This window comes from Paenibacillus sp. D51F (assembly GCF_053345695.1).
This window is the reverse complement of record NZ_JBKFAO010000006.1, coordinates 231101-250633: the sequence shown is the minus strand read 5'-3', so window position 1 is coordinate 250633 and position 19533 is coordinate 231101. Positions and strand designations below refer to the sequence as shown.

Here is a 19533-nt window from a genome sequence, read left to right as displayed (position 1 = left end):
TGCCTTTGCCTTTGCCTTTGCCTTTGCCTTTGCCTTTGCCTTTGCCTTTGCCTTTGCCTTTGCCTTTGCCTTTGCCTTTGCCTTTGCCTTTGCCCGATCTACCCGCACCACCAAGCAACCAACAAGCCGCCCTCCAAGCGGCACGAAAGGAGTTTCCCCCATCATGGCCAAAGCAATGCCCGTCCGGAAACCCCGGGACTTCCAGAAGCTGTCCGCCGGCTGGAATGTCGTCTTCAACATCATTGCCGCCGTTTTCGCCCTGGCCTGCGTGTTCCCGTTCGTCTTCATCGTCATCATCTCGTTCACCAAGGAATCCAGCCTCGCTGAGAACGGCTACCAGATCATTCCCGAACATTGGAGCCTGGAAGCTTACCGCTATGTCTTCCAGAACGGCGACGCGCTGCTCCGCTCCTATGGCGTCACCATTCTCGTGACGGTCGTCGGCACCGTGCTCGCGCTGCTCGTCGTCACGCTGTACGCATACGGCATTTCGCGCAAGACGTTCAAATACCGGAATTTCTTCGGCTTCTTCGCTTTCTTCACGATGCTGTTCAACGGCGGCCTCGTTCCGACCTACATCGTCGTGACGCAGATGCTCGGACTCAAGGACTCCGTCTGGGCGATGATTCTGCCTCTGATGGTCAACGCCTTCTACATCCTGATCATGAGGACGTTCTTCAGCACGATGGTTCCCGACGCCATCATCGAATCCGGCAAGATCGACGGCGCCGGCGAATTCCAGATCTTCTGGAAGCTCGTCCTGCCTCTGGCTCTGCCCGGACTTGCCACGATCGCCTTGTTCAGCACGCTCGGCTACTGGAACGACTGGTTCAACGCCCTGCTGTACATCGAGAATCCCAACCTCGTGCCGCTGCAGTCGATGCTCATGCGGATCGAGACCAACATGCAGTTCCTGTTGACGCAGGCGTCGAGCAATTCCTCGCTGGCGTCCAATCTCCAGAACATGCCGCAGGATACTTCCCGCATGGCGATGGTCGTGCTCGCCACCGGCCCGATCATCCTCGCCTACCCGTTCTTCCAGCGTTATTTCGTGCAAGGATTGACGATTGGAGCGGTCAAGGAGTAAGCTCGCTGCGAAGAAGCCGGACGACCTGCACGATCGCCATTACGATTCCACCCCGACAAGGAGCCTGATCATTCCATGGAACAATTCCGCCTTCCCAAAATCCCGATGCCGAAGCTGGAGACGCCTGCCGCCGTGCAGGCTGTCCTGGAGGAAGCCGGCCAGCGCCTCGCGCATCGGCCGAAGCTGCTCGAGCTTTTCCGCAACTGCTTCCCTAACACGCTGGATACGACGACCAAGCTGATGGCTGACAGCACCACCTTCGTCATCACCGGCGACATCCCGGCCATGTGGCTGCGCGACTCCGTCGAACAGGTCATCCAGTACGTTCCTCTGGCCAAGGAGGATCCCGCCCTTCAACGGATCATCGAGGGCCTGATCAAGCGCCACATGAACATGATCCGGATCGACCCTTACGCCAACGCCTTCAACGAAACCAGCAACGATTGGCATTGGAACACGACCGACGTGACCGACATGGGACCTTGGGTATGGGAGCGCAAGTTCGAGCTCGATTCCATCTGCTTCTCGTTCCGCCTCGCCTACGCCTACTGGAACGAGACGAAGCATACCGCCATCTTCGATAAGGACTTCAAGCTTGCAATGAGGACGGCGATCGATCTGTGGAAAACGGAGCAGCGGCATTTCGAGCAGTCTCCATACCGCTTCACCCGGAACAACGGCATTCCCACCGATTCGCTGCGCAACAGCGGCCTCGGCATGCCGGTCAACTATACGGGCATGATCTGGTCGGGCTTCCGCCCGAGCGACGATGCCTGCGACTTCCATTACAACATCCCGGCCAACATGTTCGCTGTCGTCACGCTGAGGCAGATGCGCGAGATCGCGGAATGGGTATTCCGCGACATGGCGATGGTGCAGGAGCTGGCAGACCTCGAAGCGGACGTGAACCACGGCATCCAGCTGTATGGAGTCTACCGCCATCCCGAATTCGGTCCGATCTATGCGTATGAGACCGACGGCTTCGGCAACTACTGCCTGATGGACGATGCCGGCACGCCGGGCCTGATGTCGATCCCTTACGTCGGCTATACGTCCGAGGACGATCCGATCTATCTCAACACGCGCCGCTTCGCGCTGAGCAAAGAAAATCCGTTCTATTACGAAGGCGCCAAGGCCAAAGGCATCGGCAGCCCCCATACGCCTCCGGGCTACATCTGGCATATGGCTCTTTCCATGCAAGGCATTACAGCTGTATCGGCCGAGGAAAAGCTCGCCATGATCGACATGCTGGAGTCCACCGACGCGGACACCGGGTTCATGCATGAAGGCTTCCATTCCGACGATCCTGCCGTATACACACGCAGCTGGTTCGCCTGGTCCAACAGCCTTTTCTCTCAGCTCGTATACCGGGCGATGAAGGACGGCTTGCTGGACGCCTGAACCGATTGCCGCTATTCCGGCCCTCGTGCCGTCACTCCACTTCGCACCGAAAGGACGTGCTCCCCTTGAGCAAGCGCACCGCGCATCTGATCTCGCATACGCACTGGGACCGGGAATGGTACCTCCCCTACGAGAAGCATCATGTCCGTCTCGTCCAGCTCGTCGACACCCTGCTGGACACGCTGGAGAACGATCCCGGCTACCGCAGCTTCTTCCTCGACGGCCAGACGATCATCCTGGAGGACTATCTCCAGGTCCGGCCGGAGAACCGCGAACGCGTCCAAGCGTTGATCACCGCCGGCCGCATCGGGATCGGTCCCTGGTACATTCTGCAGGATGCCTTCCTCACGAGCGGCGAAGCCAATATCCGCAACCTGCAGATCGGCCATGAGGATGCCGCCCGCTGGGGTCCGGTATCCAAGATCGGCTACTTCCCCGACACATTCGGCCTCGTCGGCCAGACGCCGCAGCTGATGGCGCAGGCCGGCATCGACAACGCGCTCTTCGGTCGCGGCGTCAAGCCGACCGGCTTCAACAACGAGGTCGGAGAGTCGACCGCCTTTGAAAGCTCCTTCTCCGAGCTCATCTGGGAAGGGCCGGACGGCTCCCGCGTGCTCGGCATCCTGTTCGCCAACTGGTATTCCAACGGCAACGAGGTTCCGGTGCAAGCCGAAGAAGCCCGCGCCTACTGGCAGCGCAAGCTCGCCGACGCCGGCAAATACGCTTCGACGCCGCATCTGCTCTTCATGAACGGCTGCGACCACCAGCCGATCCAGACCGACCTGGCCGAGGCGATCCGCATGGCAGGCGCGGTAGAGCCCGATGTGACCTTCATCCACTCCAACTTCCCGGACTATCTGCAAGCCGTCCGCGAGTCGGCGGGCGAGCGGCCTCTGTCGGTCGTGCAGGGCGAGCTGCGGAGCCAGCGCACGGACGGCTGGGGGACGCTCGTCAACACCGCCTCCTCCCGCGTCTACCTCAAGCAGATGAACACCCGCGGCCAAGCTCTGCTGGAGCGCGCTGCCGAGCCGCTCGCGGCCTACGGACATCTGCACGGCAAGGATTACCCGCATCATCTGTTCACGTACGGCTGGAAGCAGCTCATGCAGAACCATCCGCATGACAGCATTTGCGGCTGCAGCGTGGACGAGGTCCATCGGGAGATGGTCTCCCGCTTCGACAAGAGCCGCCATGTGGCGGAAACCATTCTCGACGAGACGGCTCGATTCCTGGCCGACGCGGTGGATACCCGGGTTTTCGGCACCTATGGCTCCGATGCCCTGCCGTTCGTCGTGAACAATACGACGGGATGGAGGCGCGGCGGCACCGTATCCGTAGAGCTCGACGCGGCACGGATTTACTTCCGCGACGGCATCCCGATTCCGGAGATGAACGCCCGCATCCGCGAGCTCGGACTGGAAGGCCGGATACTCGTAGACGATCAAGGGAATCCTGTTCCGTGCACGATGGAGGATCTTGGCCTGCAATTCGGCTATGACCTGCCGGACGATGCATTCCGCCAGCCTTACCAGGCCCGCCGGGTGCGCCTGACCTTCCGCGCTGATGCCGTTCCGGCGCTCGGCCACCGTGCCTACGCCTGGGTAAAAAGCGAGCAGGCTCCCGAGCGGCAGCCTTCCCTTCTCCAAGGAAGCGCCGTGCTGGACAACGGCCTTCTTCGCGCCGAAGTCGCCGAGGACGGCAGCTTCGCCTTGACGGATCTCGGCACCGGACGGGTATATGCCGATCTCGGGGTATATGAGGACAGCGGCGACATCGGCAACGAGTACATGTTCATGGCGCCGAAGGGCGTTGAGCCGCTGACCACGAAGGGCCTGCAGGCTTCCGTCCGCATCGTCGAGGACGCTCCTTACCGGGCCGCATTGGAAATCGTCCACGAATGGGATGTGCCCTCATCGGCAGACGAGCTTCTGGAGCGCGAGCAGCGGGAAATCGTCTATTATCCGGAACGCCAGGCAGGCCGCTCCGAGCATACGGTCAAGCTCCGCCTGACGACGACCTTGTCGCTGGAGCAGGGAAGCAGACGGCTGGACATCGTCTCCTCCTTCGACAATCAAGCCAAGGACCACCGGGTACGCATGCTGTTCCCGACGGATCTCGAGACGTCCGTGCACACGGCCGACTCCATCTTCGAAGCCGCCTTGCGGGACAACGAGCCTTCCGCCGAATGGACCAACCCGAGCAACACGCAGCATCAGATGGCCTTCGCCGATGTCAGCGGCCTGGCCGCGGACGGCGCGCGCGCCGGACTTGCGGTGGCAAACAGCGGGCTGAACGAGTATGAGGTGCTCCGCGACGGCCGCAATACGATCGCGGTCACGCTGCTCCGCTCGACCGGAGAGCTCGGCGATTGGGGATGGTTCCCTACTCCCGAAGCCCAGTGCATCGGTCCGCATGAAGCGCGCTTGGCGTTGATTCCGCATGGCGGCGATGGAGCCGCCGAGGGTGCGTATGCCGAGGCCTACCAGTTCGAGACCCCTTGGACGACGGCTCAGACCGGCATCCATCCGGGCACGCTTCGGCCTGTCGATGCCGCCCTGGCATGGGACGGCGAAGCTCTGGCTTTCTCCGCCTTCAAAATCAACGCCGGCGGCGACGTCATGGCCCGCTGGTACAACTTGAAGCGCGAGCCCGCGAAGCTTGCCGTCCAGGCTCCGGCCGGATCTACCGGCTGGTACAAGAGCGGCGTGCTCGAGCAGGCCGCAGCCGCGTCCGAATTGGACGCCGGACGCCGCGCCGAGCTTCCGGCCGGTCCTGCGGAGATCATAACGCTTGGTTTTTCGCATCGAACTCATTCCTGATCCTCGAACAACGCCAAAAAAGACCCGGGAGCTTGTCCCGGGTCTTTTTGGCCTGCTTGTCCTTACCCTATGCGCGGAACGGCTCTGAACACGTTGATCGTGGAGCCCTGGGCTTGTACGACCGCAAGACCGAGCATGGTCGTGATGAGATCGGCAAGGTCGATGTTGCCCGCATCCACGATGAAGGCTAGCCTGCACTCTTTCTTTTGGAGTCAGGAACAGAGTATGTCCCTCTAGCAATCTATGAATCGACTTCTGCGGAAATCGATAGATGGATAGACTGTCCTCTAGCTTTTCAACGCTGCTTCCCATTCCCGGCTTAGAATGCCCATGCAGATCCGGTCATAAAGGCGTCCGTCCCGCCGGACAGCCTCTCGGGCTCTGCCTTCGTGGCGGAAGCCCGCCTTTTCGTAGGCTCGGATTCCTCCCGCATTGTATTCGATCACATCCAGGCCGACCCGGTGCAGGTTGAGCTCGTGGAAGGCATAGCGCAAAATGACCCGCAGCGCGTCCGAGCCGTATCCGCGGCTTCGGTTCCTGGCCTCCCCGATGCCGATCGCCAGCATCCCGGCGCGGTTGTTCCATTCGATGCTGTGGATGGCCGCGAACCCGATCAGCTCGTCGCCTTCAAGCTCCCGCAGACGGAAATAGACTTCCTTGGAGCCGGGCTCCGCCTCCGATTCCATTTGCTTTTCCGTAGCCGGCACCGCATACTCCGTATCCACGTTTCTCAAATAATCGGAATCCTCCATCCACAGCGCCATCGTCGAAACATCCTCCGGCCTTGGAGCGGCAAGCCGGATGAGCTCTCCTTCAAACAAATTCGGCCTCAGCCCCATATCCATTCCTCCAATTGGTTTCTTCACAAGCACGAAGCCGCTGGCATTCTGCTCTCCTTCCCTGTAGGACAAGCTGCAGCGCAGCTAGAGCAGATACCGCAAGTAGACGTACACGCTCGACAACGCGACAGAGAGCAGCATGAGCGGGAAGCCGTATTTCAAAAACGTCAGGAACCGGATCGGATGTCCCTCCCGGGCCGACATCCCCGCCGCTACGAGATTGGCGCTCGCCCCGATCAAGGTGCCGTTGCCGCCCAGGCATGCCCCGAGCGCCAGGCTCCACCAGAGCGGCTCCAGGTTGTCGATGCCCATGCTCCCCATGTCCTGGATGAGCGGAATCATCGTGGCGACGAACGGGATATTGTCCAGAAAGGCAGAGGCGATCGCGCTGAGCCACAGAATCAGCATGGACGCCGACTTCATGTCGCCTCCGGTCAGATCCACGGCGCTTTCCGCCAAGCGGCCGATGACGCCCGTGTCGACCAGCCCGCCTACAAGGACGAACAAGCCGATGAAGAAAAACAGCGTCGGCCATTCCACCGCGGAGAGGGATGCCTCCAGCATGCGCTCTCCGGTGAGCAGCAGCAGGATGAACGCTCCTGCCAGCGCCACGGTCGCAGATTCCAGATGCAGCGCTTGATGCAGGAAAAAGCCCGCGATCGTAAGTCCAAGCACCGACAGCGACTTGACGAGCAGCTTCCGGTCATGCAGCAAACCGTCCTCCTCCATCTCCATCAGTCTCGCCTTCAGTTCCGGCGTCGTGCGCAGCTGCTTGCGGAAGATGAGCATGAAGATCGGCACATAAACCGCCATGATAATGACGATGATCGGCGCCAGATTTTCGATGAAGGCGAGGAAGGTCAGCTCCTTGACCGCGCTTCCGATCATGATGTTCGGCGGATCGCCGATCAGCGTCGCGGTTCCACCTACATTGGAAGCGATGACCTGAGTAATCAGGAATGGAATCGGACTGACCTTGAGCTGGCGCGTAATGCTGAACGTGACCGGGACGATGAGCAGGATCGTCGTCACGTTGTCGAGGAAGGCGGAGCCGAGAGCCGTGACGAGCGCCAGCGCGACGAGAATGCGTACCGGCTCGCCCTTGGCCAGCTTGGCGGCCTTTATCGCCGCGTAGGCGAATATGCCGGTCTCGGCGGTGACATGCACGATGATCATCATGCCGATCAGCAGGCCGAGCGTATTGAAGTCGATATGCTCGACCGCCTTGTGCTGCTCGACGAGGCCTGCGGCCACGACGACGAGAGCGCCCAGCATGGCGGCGACGGTACGGTGGATTTTTTCGGAAACGATAAATCCGTATGTAAGCAGAAAAATAGCGACAGCCCATGCAGCCTGCAAAAACAAGACCTCCTGATGATGACGATAAATGGACAATCATTAAGCTTTCATGATTTTACCATAAAAAAGCGAATTTCTTTAAGCCATCTTCAGCTTCCGAATACTTCCAGCGAACAATCCAACCTCAACCTGGACTTGCAGGACACTCCGCAGCATGCGGCAGCAAATCCCCGCTCCGAATGCGCGATTGCCGCCAATCGATCCTAAAGGAGAGAAATCATGTGAACAATCACGGCGCTTTCCTGCCTCGGCATTCCGCTCCAGTCCGCCTGAATCTCGACGGCAAGCCGGCCGGCCTCGCAGGTTGACGGGACTTCTGTCCTGAACGAAAAAAATGGATGTCCGAGAGGCTCGCGCCTCTCGGACATCCTTTTTGAAGTTGTCGATTGCGGCGTGCTCACATCTCGGCAGCGGCGCCGCTCGCGACAGCAGGAGCTTCCTGGGCCCCGCCGCCCGCAGCCCACTTGCGGCTGCGCCACCGCAGCCAGCAGACGAAGCCGCGCAAGTATTCGTCCGCGATCATGCAGGCGTAGATCGCGACCAGCCCCCAGCCGAGATGGATGCTGAAATAATAGGCGACGGCTACCGATACGCCCCACATGCTGACCGTCGAGATGACCATCGTGAAGCGGGTATCTCCGACCGCGTTGAGGGAGTCGGCTATCGTCATGTTGAGCATTTTGCCCGGCTGCAGCAGCAGGTTGAGACCGAGCAGGGAAGCGCAGATGGCCAGTATCTCGCTGTCCGAGGTGAACAGGCCCAGCATCTGCCTGCCGAACAGGAACACGAGCAGCGCGTTGCCGATGACGACCAGCTGGCCGATCCAGAGACCGGTATAAGCGCCCTTGTAGGCCTCCCGCATGCGTCCGCCGCCGAACAAATGGGCGACCCGGATCTGAGTGGCAAGAGCGATCGAGAAGCCGATCAGGAAGCAGAACGACTCCAGCGTGTTCATGTAGGTGCGCGCCGACAGCTCCTTGGCTCCGAGCGATCCGATGAACGTGAAGATGACGAGCTGGGAGAACACCCAGTTGGCCGAGTATACGCCCAGCGGCCAGCCGATCTTCATGACCTCGGAGAACAATCCGCGGCTCCAGACCTTGATGTCGCCCCACCAGATGCGGCGCTCGAAGGCGAACAGGAACATGTAGAAGAGCAGCGCCGAAGCGAGCAGGCGGCTGACCAGCGTGCTGACGGCGACTCCCGTCAGTCCCCACTGCGGCAGGCCGAAGGCGCCGAAGATGAAGCCGTAGTTCAAGATAATGTGGATGACGTTCATGCCTACGGCCGTGTACATCGGTCCCCGCGTGTTGCCGGTGTTGCGGATCGCCGTGCTCAGCGTGCTCATGACGGCGATCAGGATCATGCCGCCGCCGACGATGGAGATATAGCGGACCGCCATCGGCACCAGCTCCTCGGGCATCTGCAGCACCCGGGCGATCGGCGCCGGGAACAGAATCAGCACCGCGCTTAGCAACGCACCGATCAGAACCGTCGCCTTGAGGGCGATAATGGAGATCGTCCGGGCCTCTTCCTCTTTCCTTGCGCCCAGCTTCTGAGCGATCAGGATGCCGGCGCCGCTGGCGATGACCGTGAACAGGACCGTCATGGCATTGAACAGCTGATTGGAGAAGCCGACGACCGCTACGGCGTCATCGGATACTTTGCTGACCATCAGCGTATCCGCGGCCCCCAGAAGAAACTGCAGGAACAGCTCGATGAAGATCGGCCACGAGAGCGCCCACAGGGAATAATTACGGTTTTTCATTTATGCAACCTCCACCCTATATAACCTGGCACGGATGTCCCGCACCGGGTTGATGAAAGCCCTTACTTCGCCCAAGCCGCCTAACAACCTAACTTATTAAGGATGATGCGGATTACAAGTGAGTATGGAGCTCATTAGTCAAACCAAATTATAAGTGCTATACTCGCTCTGAGGTATCAAGGATGCAACCTTAACTTTCAAAATTCCAACTTCATTTTCATTCCAAGGCAAAGGATAGACAAGCTTATGAACTTGCTTCAGTTCGCTCTTCCGCCGCTCCCCTTCTATATCAGCAGCGGCCACGAAACCCATGGGCCGGGGCTGGTCCATGTCGATCGCCGCAACATCGGCGTGTTCGATCTGCTCGCCGTCAGGCAAGGGACGCTGCACATCGCGGAAGAGGACCGTCGTTATGCCCTCGGTGCAGGAGAAGCGCTCATTCTTCGTCCTGACGCCCATCACTTCGGCACCTCCCCTTGCACGGAGACGACCGAGTATTACTGGATGCACTTCGGCCATCAGGGGCATTGGACGGCGACCGACGAGCGGCTGCCCCTCTACCAGAACCAGCGGGATACGGCCGATTCCTCCGCCAGCGCGGCCTGGAAGATGACCGCACCGCCCTTCTCCGTCCAAGTTCCGCAGCATTCGGTGCTGCTGCAGCCGGAGCAGGCCTTCGAGCTGCTGGAGCAGCTGACGGCCATCACGCAGAGCGGCCATATGGGCGGCGCTCTGTGGCGCCAGCAGATCCTGTTCCAGGAGCTGCTGCAGCAGCTGTCGGCGGCCATCGACGCCCGCTCCACCTCGCCTTCGGCCGCTTGCGCCACACAGGCGGCCGCCTATCTGCGCCAGCATTACGCCGAGGAGATCAGCGCCCGTGAGATGGCCGACAGCCTCAATTTCCACTCCGTCTATATCGCCCGCTGCATGCAAAAGGAGTTCGGCTGCTCGCCGAAGGAGTACCTGCTCCGCTATCGGATCGGACAAGCCAAGCTGCTGCTTCTGCGCACCGACTATCCTGTCGCCCGCGTCGCGGAAGAGGTCGGCTTCAATCAGGCAGCGTACTTCGCCTCCTGCTTCGCCAAGTATGAGGGCATCTCGCCGCGCAGCTACCGGCTGCGGTTCTCGCACGCCTGAAGTACATTCCGTTGCGCGAATTTTTTGCCGAACATTCGGGGACGTTTGAAGACAATGATCGACGGGGGATAGTATGTTTGGATTACCTGGCCCCTCGTTTCGGACATACGTTCCGCTATTTAAGCTTTTTCTTCATTTTTGCACCTCTATCGGACATACGTTCCGTTATTCCACCGAACTGAATCGGCATCCCAATAAGAATGAAGAAATAGCGGATCGTATGTCCGATCCGCTTCAATAATGGCTTCATTCCGCAAAATAACGGATCGTATGTCCGTTTCCTGCCGCTGGTCAATCCGCCGCCCCTCTCACATGTGGGCATGCATGCGAGCCGTATTCCCACACTTAGCCACGGAACTGCCGCAGAACGCTCAGCTTCTTAAATCTAGAGCGGGTTCACCTTCACCTGCGAGCCTTTGCCGCTCGTCTGGATGCCGCTTTCCTTGCGGCCGGCTTCCTTCAGATCAGCCAGCAGCCGTTCCAGCACGGCCTTGGCGGCGGCGCCTTCCTTGGCTCCGGAAGCCTTGACGACAAGCTGCACGGCGCTGCCGCTCCGCAGCAGCTTGTCCGCCTGCCGCAGCTTCGTGTCGTAATCGTGCTCCTCGATATGCGCGGTGAAGCGAAGCTCCTTCACCTTGTCTCCGCTTTTGCCGATATTGCCGCTCTTGCCGCCAGGGCTAGTCGCTCCCTTCCCTGCCGCCCTGGAGTCCTGGCGAGCCTTGTCCTTGCCTTTCCCCTTTGGTGTCAGGCGGCATGGGGGCGGACTGCTCATAAGCGTGGTGCAGACGAGATCCGCACCTGCTGCCTTCGCCATGCGCAAAGCTTCTTCTTTTGATACTATGCCTAAATCTTCACCATCAAGACCTGTTAGCAAAACCTCTGACGCTTTGATTTGTTCATTCATTATCAACTTGGATTTGCCCCCCATTCACACACTGAGATGATAGTTATCATTGTCCAACATAATAATCAGATTGCTGTCTCAAATCTTTATACTCATAATGCTTTACATCGGGAAGATGATCAAACACTTTAAACTTATAAAACAAGCTACCCTCTATAACTGTGATCTTGCTGATATGCTTTAGAACATCGGCAATAATTGAGATATCTGAATTGAATCTCGTTCTTGCATCTTAAAATTAGCTTGATCTAATAATTCGTCTAGCGATTCCTTCTCCATGTTACCATCAGCATATAGAGATGATAGACGCTTCTTCCTTTCTTTAATCTTAATCAACTCATCATTCAATTCAGATACCAACTTCATATCCTGTTGGTCAATGGCAGTGGTTAGTTCTGCTCTCTTATATTCAAGTTGCAAAACCAAATCTTCCTTATTGATAGAGAACAAGTGAGAAAGTGCATGATCCGCCATTCCCTGTAATTCAGTTTCAAGGTGAACAAGTGAGATATTCTTATTATTGCAAATTAAAACACCTTTACGCTTCTTCCCCGAACAATTAAAGATTGGCTTCTTATTCCTGCCATGCAGAAACTCGGCACATTTCAGCTACGATACGATCAATGTTCTTATTTTTGCCAAAGTCGTCCTATTGTATTTAGAGTATCCTTATGATCGCCCTTGAAAAGCTTTATACAGCAAGGTTTCCAACAACGGGGACGATTGTTTCAGTTGGTTCTGATAATGTTGAATGTTGATTTTCGAGCAAAAGAAAACCGCCCCTAATAAAGGCGGTAATTGAACTATCGTTCCCCGTTAGGATTCCTGTAGAGCGTTAGTTTTGCGCTTTGCACAAAAACGAGCGCCTCCGGTACGATGGGGTAGTCACGGGTCATAGCCCTTTAGCCATCTTAAGGAGGTCGCTCTATCTTGAAGTTTAAAGCTCAAGCCAAACAAAATCAACTGCTCGAACGCATTTCAACCCAGCACCTTGTCGTCGGGATCGACATCGCCCAGCAGTCTCATGTTGCGCGCGCAGTTAACTTTCGCGGGATCCTGCTTGGCACTCCTCTTCACTTCTCCAACGACGATGCCGGCTTCAATCAATTGCTGCAGTGGATGAAAGATCTGCAGACGACACACCAACTTAACGACACCATCATCGGCATGGAACCAACCGGCCACTACTGGCTCAGCCTTGCTGCCTGGCTCAAAGACCGAAGCCTCGAGGTCGTGTTGGTAAATCCTCATCTCGTCAAAAAGAACAAGGAAAACCGCGACAATACGCCTTCCAAAAACGATGTCAAAGATGCCTTTGTTATCGCTGACATGGTCAAAAACGGATACTACACATTTATCAAAGAATCCAGCGAAGTATTCATGGAATTGCGCGTTCTCATGGCAAACCGGGAGACAATCGTCCATCGTCTCGTCAGCGTAAAGAACCAAATCCACCGCTGGGTCGACATTGTGTTCCCCGAGCTTCGGCAGGTATACAAGCACCTCATTGGTTCTGGTTCGCTAGCTACCCTGCGTCTCTTTCCAACGCCTGCCGATTTTCAAAAACTCACCGTTCGCCAGATAATCGACGGCTGGAAAACGGTCATGAAACGGCACAGCGGTGAACGAAGAGCTGGCGATCTGCTGGCTCTAGCAGCACGCTCAGTCGGTGCCAAGCATGCTGAGAGAGCCTACAAGCTTCATCTGCAACAGCTGCTGGCCGAATACGATTTGGCTACAGAGCAGCTGCAGGTAATCGAGGATGAAGTCGCGGCTGCACTGGGCCGGATTCCGCTAGCCGAGCCACTGCTGGCCATCAAGGGTATGAGCATCCTGTCAGTCGCCGGCATTCTCGGTGAAGCTGGGGACCTCAGCGGCTATGCACATGGCAACGCGTTGCTACGGCATGCTGGCCTCAACCTAGCTGAAGCGAGTTCAGGCAAATGGAAAGGCCAGATGTCCATCAGCAAACGTGGACGGCCAAGGCTTCGGCATGCCCTGTTCATGGCAACCATGGCCCTCATCATGAACGATGTTACGTTCAAACGACAGCACGAAGTGAATGTGAAGACGAAAAGCATGAAGCCGATGCGCTCCGTGATGAAGCTTTGCGGCAAGCTGGCTCGCCTCCTGGTTGCCATGGCGCAAAGCGGTGAAGCTTACGAACCAAATCGCGTTCTTCCTATGAAACAAGCTGTTTAAGTACTTCCGATTGTTACGAATACTGGCTTATTCGCGGGATCTCAAGACTGCACGGAGTACCGGATTGCATTACGCAAAAGGGCACAGACCCGTACCGTTAGGATAACCGGCCTCCACCCACCGGATAGGCGTGACGAAGGAATGAAAGGGCATCGACCCGTCGAGAAATGGGAGTGAAAGCCTCCGGAGATACGTGGAGCAGCGTGCAACAGAGCAGTAAAAAAAGGAGCGGAAACCCGCCCCTTCTGTTCCTGCATGCGCTTCGGTTGCCGAATTTGACGGTCATCCCCTCTTCTATCCGGATAGCGATTTATCTATTGGAGAGATCCTGCGAATAAGCGAGCGTGAGAAAACTACATTTTACCGAGGGAGCTTAATCACGAGACATTCATTCCGCAAGACGCTTTTTATTTGTCAAAAGGAAGACCGCGAAACCGATAATGTTGAAAAACAAGAAAATCAACGTCCATAAGACACTTGCCTTCCTTGTCGTATGAAAAGCAAAGATAATCGCCCAGATTGTGAATAAAGCCCAGTATAGAGCGATTCCCAAAACCAGAATTAAAATGGAGATTACATAGTAACCGAATGCTGACGTGTAAACAAACCAATTTCCCATGCCGTTACCGCCGCGATTGTATCCTGCCCATAGCCATTTTGGCGAATCGACTTCTTCAGAGTAAGAATAAACAGGCTTAGCATTATCCAAGTAATTAAACAATTCCTTACCCTCTAAGGGATTTCCATCTAAACCTCCGGTATAATAAATTTCAACATTGTGAACTCTCTTATTGCTTTGGATGATGGATTCAACTTCTTTTCTTACTTCTTCTGTAATTGATTCGTGGTCTTTTAGACTGTCAACTATCTTTTCGTTAAATTTGTGAGGAAAATCATGACTTGTCAAATAATCTCGTTGATAAAGGAATTGAAACGAAAATATAGAGACAATAAGTACCGTAAAAGCTGCAAGCAACACCCCTTTTGCAAATAGCTTTTGTCTGTAATAAAGCTCAGAAATTTCGGAACGCAATTCCTGTTCTCCACCAAAACGTTCGATTGCCAGTTGAACTGCTTCCTGTTCCGATTTTCCTTCTTTCTTCAATTCGTGAACTGCTTCTAGAAGGTGGCTTCTCATTTCAGCTTTTAATTCTTTTAATTCTTTTTTGTTTCCACTAGCGTTTTGGTAAACAGAATCGACAAATACTTCGATTTGCTTCATTTCCTAACTCCTCCCTCCAAAAATGAATCAATTATTCCTTTGATGAACCGCCATTCCAAACGTTTTTCTGTGAATGTTTCTTCGCCCAAGGGCGTGATTCTATAATATTTCCTTCTCCCCCCTGGTCCTTGCTCATCACTCCAGTAAGAGGTAACCCAATTATTTTTTTCCAGTCTCTTTAGTGACAAGTAAAGCGTGCCTTCTTTCAATTCGAATTGTCCTCCGCTATTATCTCGTACTGATTTGACAAGTTCATAACCGTACATTTCTTTGTTGTACAACAGGGAGAGTATTATCGTGTCTATATGACCTTTCAATACCTCTTTGTTAACTTCCAAAGTCCCACCTCCATATCACACAGCAATGTAATCATTTGTATATTTTTATAATACATATTACTCTATAATGCAAGGTATATTCAACGACAAAGGGAGCAGTTTCTGCCCGCTGGCGTTGGAACTATCCTGCCCGTTAGCGCAACAAGGCTGCCAATCGAGCTTCTTGGTTGAACTATCGTTCTCCGTTACTTTAAGTACAATCTTTCACATTCTTTTATTAATTATATAATTATGAAAGGATGAACTTAGTGGTTTAGTGAACCGAAAGTCTGCGGTTACAACATATGATTAGTAATATAATCTAACCTTCATAAAATCGATCCAAGTGTCATATATTACTTTATATTACGTTACCAAAGATAAGATTTAAATCATCAATACTTAAAAAAGGGTGATAGATTTGAATGGACACCAAATGATTTGTCAACAATTTGGTCAAATTTTAAAAGGGAAGGGTAAGTTTGAAAACGGTGTATGCTCTGTTTCGTTAAAACGGAACTTTCCAGTAATGGTAATGGGACGTCCAAGTAAAGGTTTTTTACTCGCAAATGTTTTGTTTGAATCTTTAGACGAGACAGGAAATGCTCTCAATATAGGGGAAGTAGCCATTTTAGAAGAAGAAGTGTATGCATTTAATAGAGCATTGGTTCAACAAGGGATCATCGTAAGCGCATTACATAATCATTGGATATTTATTCAACCAAACCTGTTATATATTCATTTTCAATCCATAGAGCCTCCTCTTAATTTTGCTAAAAAGGTAGCCTATGCTTATTCAACATTAACAAGCTACCCTACGATGTAATAGACTCCTGCAATACTCATAAATGGAAGAGCAGTTGTTTTTTCTTAATCCTATTATTTTCACTCATTTTTCCCCCTCCCTAAATAAATATCACCATAAAAATCCATTGTTTCTTGTTAAACATTACTGCCCTTTAGTTGAACAAAAGGCAACCGATCGCTTTAAAGCCGGCTGCCTTTGCGTTCTGCTGATCTATCGTGTCCCTAAAAGCCCAATAACATCATTTATTATTCTCAAATTTACGTTAGCGCTGAACTGAACGATGACGGTTTGAAGCACGTACCCGTGGGTTATAAAATTTTCAGAACGAAATACCACCAAGAGGAGCTGATAAAATGATTAAAAAGTTTAAGTTCATCTTTATGACCCTGCTTATTGTTTCGGCACTAGGTTCAACAGCAGCGTTTGCGGATCAGGCAAATACGGGCACGACTGATACAGGGGCTACGCAAACTACCCATAATGAAGATGACGACAGCGGGAAATGGGGACTTCTCGGCCTTCTGGGGCTGGTAGGATTGGCCGGCTTAAAACGACGCGACCGTGACGAACATGTAACCCGCGTTGACAATACGAAGCGTTAAAGAAATAAGGCCGCCTTCAACAGAGGCGGCATTTTGTTTATCCATTCAAGGAGCAATGGTTGCCTTATACAAGACTGTTCGTTGTTAAGTAATCAAGATGCCATTTACCGCATAGCAAATTCAAGCTATTCAATAGTTTTTTGATTAGTATTCATCGACCGTTTACTCCCAAAGTTCATTCCATATTTTTATCCCTGTTCAAGTATCCTGCCCGTTAGCTGAATCTTTATTATGGTGCTGTTAATACAGAGTGAGTAGACACCCTGCTGACGGCCTGCAGTTCAATCGCGGTTGCGCTCCCTACGATTCCAGCTCCTCCTTTCTCCTCCTAAACCCCATCACCCGCTCGTCCATTTGTCCCCTTACTCTCCATTCAAAAATCGTCCTCCTGTCCTTTCATCCTTTCGCATTTTTGTCCTGCGTCCTTCCGTCTCTCAGCCCCTTCCTCCGTTACCCTCCATCTTTCCTTTAGCCTTCGTCAAATAAAGCACCAGATCGTCATCCACGCGCACCTGGCCGCCGGGCTCGACGGGACGGTTGCCGTACATGACGCCTCTTCCGTCGGGGACGTAACCCCTTTTGACGTACAGCCTCTGGGCGCTGCCATAATCCGCATACAAGCCGAATCCGATTCCGACCGTGTCCGACTTTTCAAAAACCTGCACTTCCAGCGCTTCGATCAGCCGGCTTCCGACTCCCCGTCTCCTGAACGGCGGGATGACGTCGAAATTCTGAATTTCAGGGATCTCGTTCTCCGCAAAGTACGGATAGTCCGACTTGTACACCACATGCCCCCAACCTGCGAAATCATGTTCATGGAAAGCCAGCAAAGTGAATCTTTCTCCCTTTCGGTTCTCTTCCCAGCAGCGTTCGATGTAATCAAGGGGCTTGCCGACGTCTTGCCCGGTCAGCCCTTCATAAATGAGTCCGATGTCGCCCCGTGTCATGGGACGAATTCCGATGGATGCTTCCATGGTCACCTGCTCCTCCCGAGTTTAAAGGTTATAGGAGCATGGTATCACACGGGAGGCGCTCCGAATGGTAAAGAATGACTATGATGATCAAATCCTCCTGCCAGCTCCTTTTCCCGGTAAATAACAAAAAAAGAACCAGCCGGATTGGCTGGCCCTTCATAAAGGGGAGCGCCCTCCCCCGGCATCATTATTTCTGAACAGCTTCTCCCGAAAAAGCGCGCACGTCCAGCGGAGCTGCCATATAAGCCTGAGCTGACTTCACGAACGACTGAAAATGCCCGCTGGCATTATGGGCGGCGACAGCCTCCGCATCTTCCCACAGCTCGACCATCGTGTACGAATGCTCCTGCTCCGTGTTCTTGAGCAGGCTATACGAGACGTTGCCGGCTTCGGCTCGGGAAGCTTCCACCAACGCCTCGGCGGCGCTTAGGAACTCGCTCTCCGCCTCGCTTTTCACCTTGATGCCTGCATGGATGATAATCATGTCGCTTTCCTCGCTTTCGTGGCATGACCGCGCTGTCCTATGCTGTCAGTCACAACTTGTCTCTATGTCTGCCTGCAACTTCGCTCTGGGCTTCACTCCAGCTGTCAAGGCCGCTTCGCTGAGCATCCTTCAGCTCCCTAGGGCCTTGTCACTATGCGCACTTCTGCTCCACCATGCTTCCCTCAGGCTGTCACAGCCTCGTCATGCTACGCGTACTTCCACTACGCAGCGAGCCTGCAGCCTTGTCCTACTACGCTTACTTCCACTCCGCTATGCGGTCCACAGCCAAGCGGGTCGTCAGCCGGGCTTCCTTGGCTGCGACGCCGACCGAGATCAGCATGACCGGAACATAGCGGTCCTTCTCCATGCCGAATACGTCGGCGATGCGGCTCTTGTCGTAGCCGCCGATCGGGTTCGTGTCGTAACCGCGCGCGCGGGCCGCCAGCATGAGCTGCATCGATACGAGGCCGCTGTCCACCAAAATCATCTCGCGGAAAGCCTGGGCCGGTATCGAAGCGAACAGGCGAGTGTAGTTGGCCATCATCTGGTCTTTCACTTCCTGCGGCAGGAAGCCTCGCTCAACCGCTCCACCCATGATTTCATCCGCGTAATCGAAAGCTTTCATGTCGCCGAAGACGGCAATGACAGCAGACGAAGTGTTGACCTGCGTAGCATTGTTCGGCGCGATCTCGGCCAGAGCCGCTTTCGCCTCCTCGCTTTCAACGACGAGGAATCTCCACGGCTGCAGGTTGACGGATGACGGAGCGAGGGTCGCTTCCGCCAGAATCTCGGTCATTTCCTCGCGGCTGATTTTGACGGCCGGGTCGTATACCCGCACGGAACGGCGTTCAGATATGATTTTATTGTAGTCGTTCGATTTTGTAGATACAGTCATGATTATCTCTCCTTTGTCTTATCTTCTGTTTTTTTATCTCTATCCATCCGTCTTTTTCCCGGAAGCCCGGGTCTCTCTTCCAAGCCATGCGTCATTCAAAAAAAAATCAGGATGCGCCGGCATCTCCGGAACGGCTCAGCGCCTTTTCCACCTGCTGCACCTTATCGCCGATCTGCTGCAGCATCCGGACGAGCTCAAGCCGCTCCTCCTCGCGGAGGCCGGACTGCAGCTCTTCCATGAAGCGGTCCTTCTCCTCCTTATGGGAGAAAAGACGGCTCCGGCCTTCATCGGTCAGCAGCACCATCGTCAGGCGATTGTCGCTCTCGCATCGGCTGCGGGTGAGCAAGCCCTCCGCTTCCAGCTGCTGGACATGCCGGGTGACCGCGGCCGGATCGATGGAGACTTTCTTCTGCAGCTCCGCTTGGCTGATTTCGCCGCCTGACAGCTGGCAGAGCAGTTCAAGCCGGTTCGGACTGATTCCGGCGCAGCGCTCGAAGCGGGTGGCAATATGCTTGTTCAGATGGAGGAGCAGATAAAGCAAGTCTTCGGTTCGGCAGTTCGGAATGGCAAGAACCTCCTTTCGATTCTTTTGACGGATCAATGTTTGAGGGATCAATGATACAACGGGCGAAGGCGAATTGCAACCATTCCGCTTATTCCCGTTTGTCCCGGCTCCGAAAATCCGTTATCCTGATAGGACGACGAACAAGCATTA

The 19533-nt window shown here is 54.6% G+C and carries 18 protein-coding genes; 7 read left to right on the top strand and 11 right to left on the bottom strand.

Annotation, left to right across the window (positions count from 1 at the left end):
- Positions 1-163: 163 nt before the first annotated feature.
- The 3 genes from ACLBWT_RS13515 to ACLBWT_RS13505 all read left to right on the top strand — a co-directional run bounded on the left by ACLBWT_RS13515 (position 164) and on the right by ACLBWT_RS13505 (position 5307).
- Positions 164-1087, top strand: a complete 924-nt coding sequence (locus ACLBWT_RS13515; protein ID WP_076358914.1) for a carbohydrate ABC transporter permease — start codon at positions 164-166, stop codon at positions 1085-1087.
- 75 nt (positions 1088-1162) lie between these two features.
- Positions 1163-2488, top strand: coding sequence for a glycoside hydrolase family 125 protein (locus ACLBWT_RS13510; protein WP_447663624.1), 1326 nt, complete (start codon positions 1163-1165; stop codon positions 2486-2488).
- A gap of 65 nt (positions 2489-2553) precedes the next feature.
- A complete protein-coding gene (locus ACLBWT_RS13505) occupies positions 2554-5307 on the top strand; it encodes an alpha-mannosidase (protein ID WP_447663623.1) in 2754 nt (917 codons plus the stop codon).
- A gap of 287 nt (positions 5308-5594) precedes the next feature.
- Here ACLBWT_RS13505 and ACLBWT_RS13500 read toward each other — a convergent pair whose 3' ends face one another.
- The 3 genes from ACLBWT_RS13500 to ACLBWT_RS13490 all read right to left on the bottom strand — a co-directional run bounded on the left by ACLBWT_RS13500 (position 5595) and on the right by ACLBWT_RS13490 (position 9273).
- Complete coding sequence (locus ACLBWT_RS13500) at positions 5595-6146, bottom strand: GNAT family N-acetyltransferase (RefSeq protein WP_447663622.1); 552 nt, start codon at positions 6144-6146, stop codon at positions 5595-5597.
- A gap of 84 nt (positions 6147-6230) precedes the next feature.
- Positions 6231-7511, bottom strand: a complete 1281-nt coding sequence (locus ACLBWT_RS13495; protein ID WP_447663621.1) for an ArsB/NhaD family transporter — start codon at positions 7509-7511, stop codon at positions 6231-6233.
- A gap of 391 nt (positions 7512-7902) precedes the next feature.
- Positions 7903-9273, bottom strand: a complete 1371-nt coding sequence (locus ACLBWT_RS13490; protein WP_447663620.1) for an MATE family efflux transporter — start codon at positions 9271-9273, stop codon at positions 7903-7905.
- Between the two features lie 246 nt (positions 9274-9519).
- Here ACLBWT_RS13490 and ACLBWT_RS13485 point away from each other — a divergent pair, with 246 nt between their 5' ends.
- Positions 9520-10410 carry an AraC family transcriptional regulator gene (locus ACLBWT_RS13485; protein ID WP_447663619.1) on the top strand — a complete coding sequence of 297 codons (891 nt, stop codon included), beginning with the start codon at positions 9520-9522 and terminating at the stop codon, positions 10408-10410.
- A gap of 385 nt (positions 10411-10795) precedes the next feature.
- Here the strand turns inward: ACLBWT_RS13485 and infC are convergent, their stop codons facing one another.
- A complete protein-coding gene (gene infC, locus ACLBWT_RS13480; RefSeq protein ID WP_447663618.1) occupies positions 10796-11338 on the bottom strand; it encodes a translation initiation factor IF-3 in 543 nt (180 codons plus the stop codon).
- A gap of 156 nt (positions 11339-11494) precedes the next feature.
- On the bottom strand, positions 11495-11734 hold the full coding sequence (locus tag ACLBWT_RS13475) for a hypothetical protein (RefSeq protein ID WP_447663617.1): 240 nt from the start codon (positions 11732-11734) through the stop codon (positions 11495-11497).
- Between the two features lie 510 nt (positions 11735-12244).
- On the opposite strand from ACLBWT_RS13475, the gene ACLBWT_RS13470 reads away from it, so the two are divergent.
- Complete coding sequence (locus ACLBWT_RS13470; protein WP_447663616.1) at positions 12245-13516, top strand: IS110 family transposase; 1272 nt, start codon at positions 12245-12247, stop codon at positions 13514-13516.
- 388 nt (positions 13517-13904) lie between these two features.
- On the opposite strand, the gene ACLBWT_RS13465 is transcribed toward ACLBWT_RS13470, so the two are convergent.
- On the bottom strand, positions 13905-14738 hold the full coding sequence (locus ACLBWT_RS13465; protein ID WP_447663615.1) for a permease prefix domain 1-containing protein: 834 nt from the start codon (positions 14736-14738) through the stop codon (positions 13905-13907).
- The gene (locus tag ACLBWT_RS13460; protein ID WP_447663613.1) at positions 14735-15076 is read right to left on the bottom strand and encodes a PadR family transcriptional regulator; all 342 of its coding nucleotides are present in this window, start codon (positions 15074-15076) and stop codon (positions 14735-14737) included. The genes ACLBWT_RS13465 and ACLBWT_RS13460 overlap by 4 nt, the downstream gene beginning before the upstream one ends.
- 400 nt (positions 15077-15476) lie before the next feature.
- Between ACLBWT_RS13460 and ACLBWT_RS13455 the strand changes: the two genes are divergently transcribed.
- Together ACLBWT_RS13455 and ACLBWT_RS13450 are read left to right on the top strand one after the other, a co-directional pair.
- Positions 15477-15881: a DUF1259 domain-containing protein gene (locus ACLBWT_RS13455; protein ID WP_447663612.1), complete on the top strand. Its 405-nt coding sequence runs from the start codon at positions 15477-15479 to the stop codon at positions 15879-15881.
- 335 nt (positions 15882-16216) lie between these two features.
- Positions 16217-16465, top strand: a complete 249-nt coding sequence (locus ACLBWT_RS13450) for a WGxxGxxG family protein (RefSeq protein WP_447663611.1) — start codon at positions 16217-16219, stop codon at positions 16463-16465.
- Positions 16466-16899: 434 nt separating this feature from the next.
- Here the strand turns inward: ACLBWT_RS13450 and ACLBWT_RS13445 are convergent, their stop codons facing one another.
- From ACLBWT_RS13445 to ACLBWT_RS13430, 4 genes are all read right to left on the bottom strand, one after another.
- Positions 16900-17439: a GNAT family N-acetyltransferase gene (locus tag ACLBWT_RS13445; protein ID WP_447663610.1), complete on the bottom strand. Its 540-nt coding sequence runs from the start codon at positions 17437-17439 to the stop codon at positions 16900-16902.
- Between the two features lie 187 nt (positions 17440-17626).
- Positions 17627-17923, bottom strand: a complete 297-nt coding sequence (locus ACLBWT_RS13440; RefSeq protein WP_447663609.1) for a putative quinol monooxygenase — start codon at positions 17921-17923, stop codon at positions 17627-17629.
- Between the two features lie 256 nt (positions 17924-18179).
- The gene (locus tag ACLBWT_RS13435) at positions 18180-18818 is read right to left on the bottom strand and encodes a nitroreductase family protein (protein WP_447663608.1); all 639 of its coding nucleotides are present in this window, start codon (positions 18816-18818) and stop codon (positions 18180-18182) included.
- Positions 18819-18924: 106 nt separating this feature from the next.
- Positions 18925-19359 (bottom strand): MarR family winged helix-turn-helix transcriptional regulator, encoded by a 435-nt coding sequence (locus ACLBWT_RS13430; protein WP_447663607.1) that lies wholly within the window; start codon positions 19357-19359, stop codon positions 18925-18927.
- Between the last annotated feature and the right edge of the window lie 174 nt (positions 19360-19533).

What these genes read in the sequence shown, in the direction of transcription:
- ACLBWT_RS13515 (WP_076358914.1), top strand. Translation starts at nt 164, where the DNA reads ATGGCCAAAGCAATGCCCGTCCGGAAACCCCGGGACTTCCAGAAGCTG.
- ACLBWT_RS13510 (WP_447663624.1), top strand. Translation starts at nt 1,163, where the DNA reads ATGGAACAATTCCGCCTTCCCAAAATCCCGATGCCGAAGCTGGAGACG.
- ACLBWT_RS13500 (WP_447663622.1), bottom strand. Translation starts at nt 6,146, where the DNA reads ATGGGGCTGAGGCCGAATTTGTTTGAAGGAGAGCTCATCCGGCTTGCC.
- ACLBWT_RS13490 (WP_447663620.1), bottom strand. Translation starts at nt 9,273, where the DNA reads ATGAAAAACCGTAATTATTCCCTGTGGGCGCTCTCGTGGCCGATCTTC.
- ACLBWT_RS13485 (WP_447663619.1), top strand. Translation starts at nt 9,520, where the DNA reads ATGAACTTGCTTCAGTTCGCTCTTCCGCCGCTCCCCTTCTATATCAGC.
- infC (WP_447663618.1), bottom strand. Translation starts at nt 11,338, where the DNA reads ATGGGGGGCAAATCCAAGTTGATAATGAATGAACAAATCAAAGCGTCA.
- ACLBWT_RS13465 (WP_447663615.1), bottom strand. Translation starts at nt 14,738, where the DNA reads ATGAAGCAAATCGAAGTATTTGTCGATTCTGTTTACCAAAACGCTAGT.
- ACLBWT_RS13450 (WP_447663611.1), top strand. Translation starts at nt 16,217, where the DNA reads ATGATTAAAAAGTTTAAGTTCATCTTTATGACCCTGCTTATTGTTTCG.
- ACLBWT_RS13445 (WP_447663610.1), bottom strand. Translation starts at nt 17,439, where the DNA reads ATGGAAGCATCCATCGGAATTCGTCCCATGACACGGGGCGACATCGGA.
- ACLBWT_RS13440 (WP_447663609.1), bottom strand. Translation starts at nt 17,923, where the DNA reads ATGATTATCATCCATGCAGGCATCAAGGTGAAAAGCGAGGCGGAGAGC.
- ACLBWT_RS13435 (WP_447663608.1), bottom strand. Translation starts at nt 18,818, where the DNA reads ATGACTGTATCTACAAAATCGAACGACTACAATAAAATCATATCTGAA.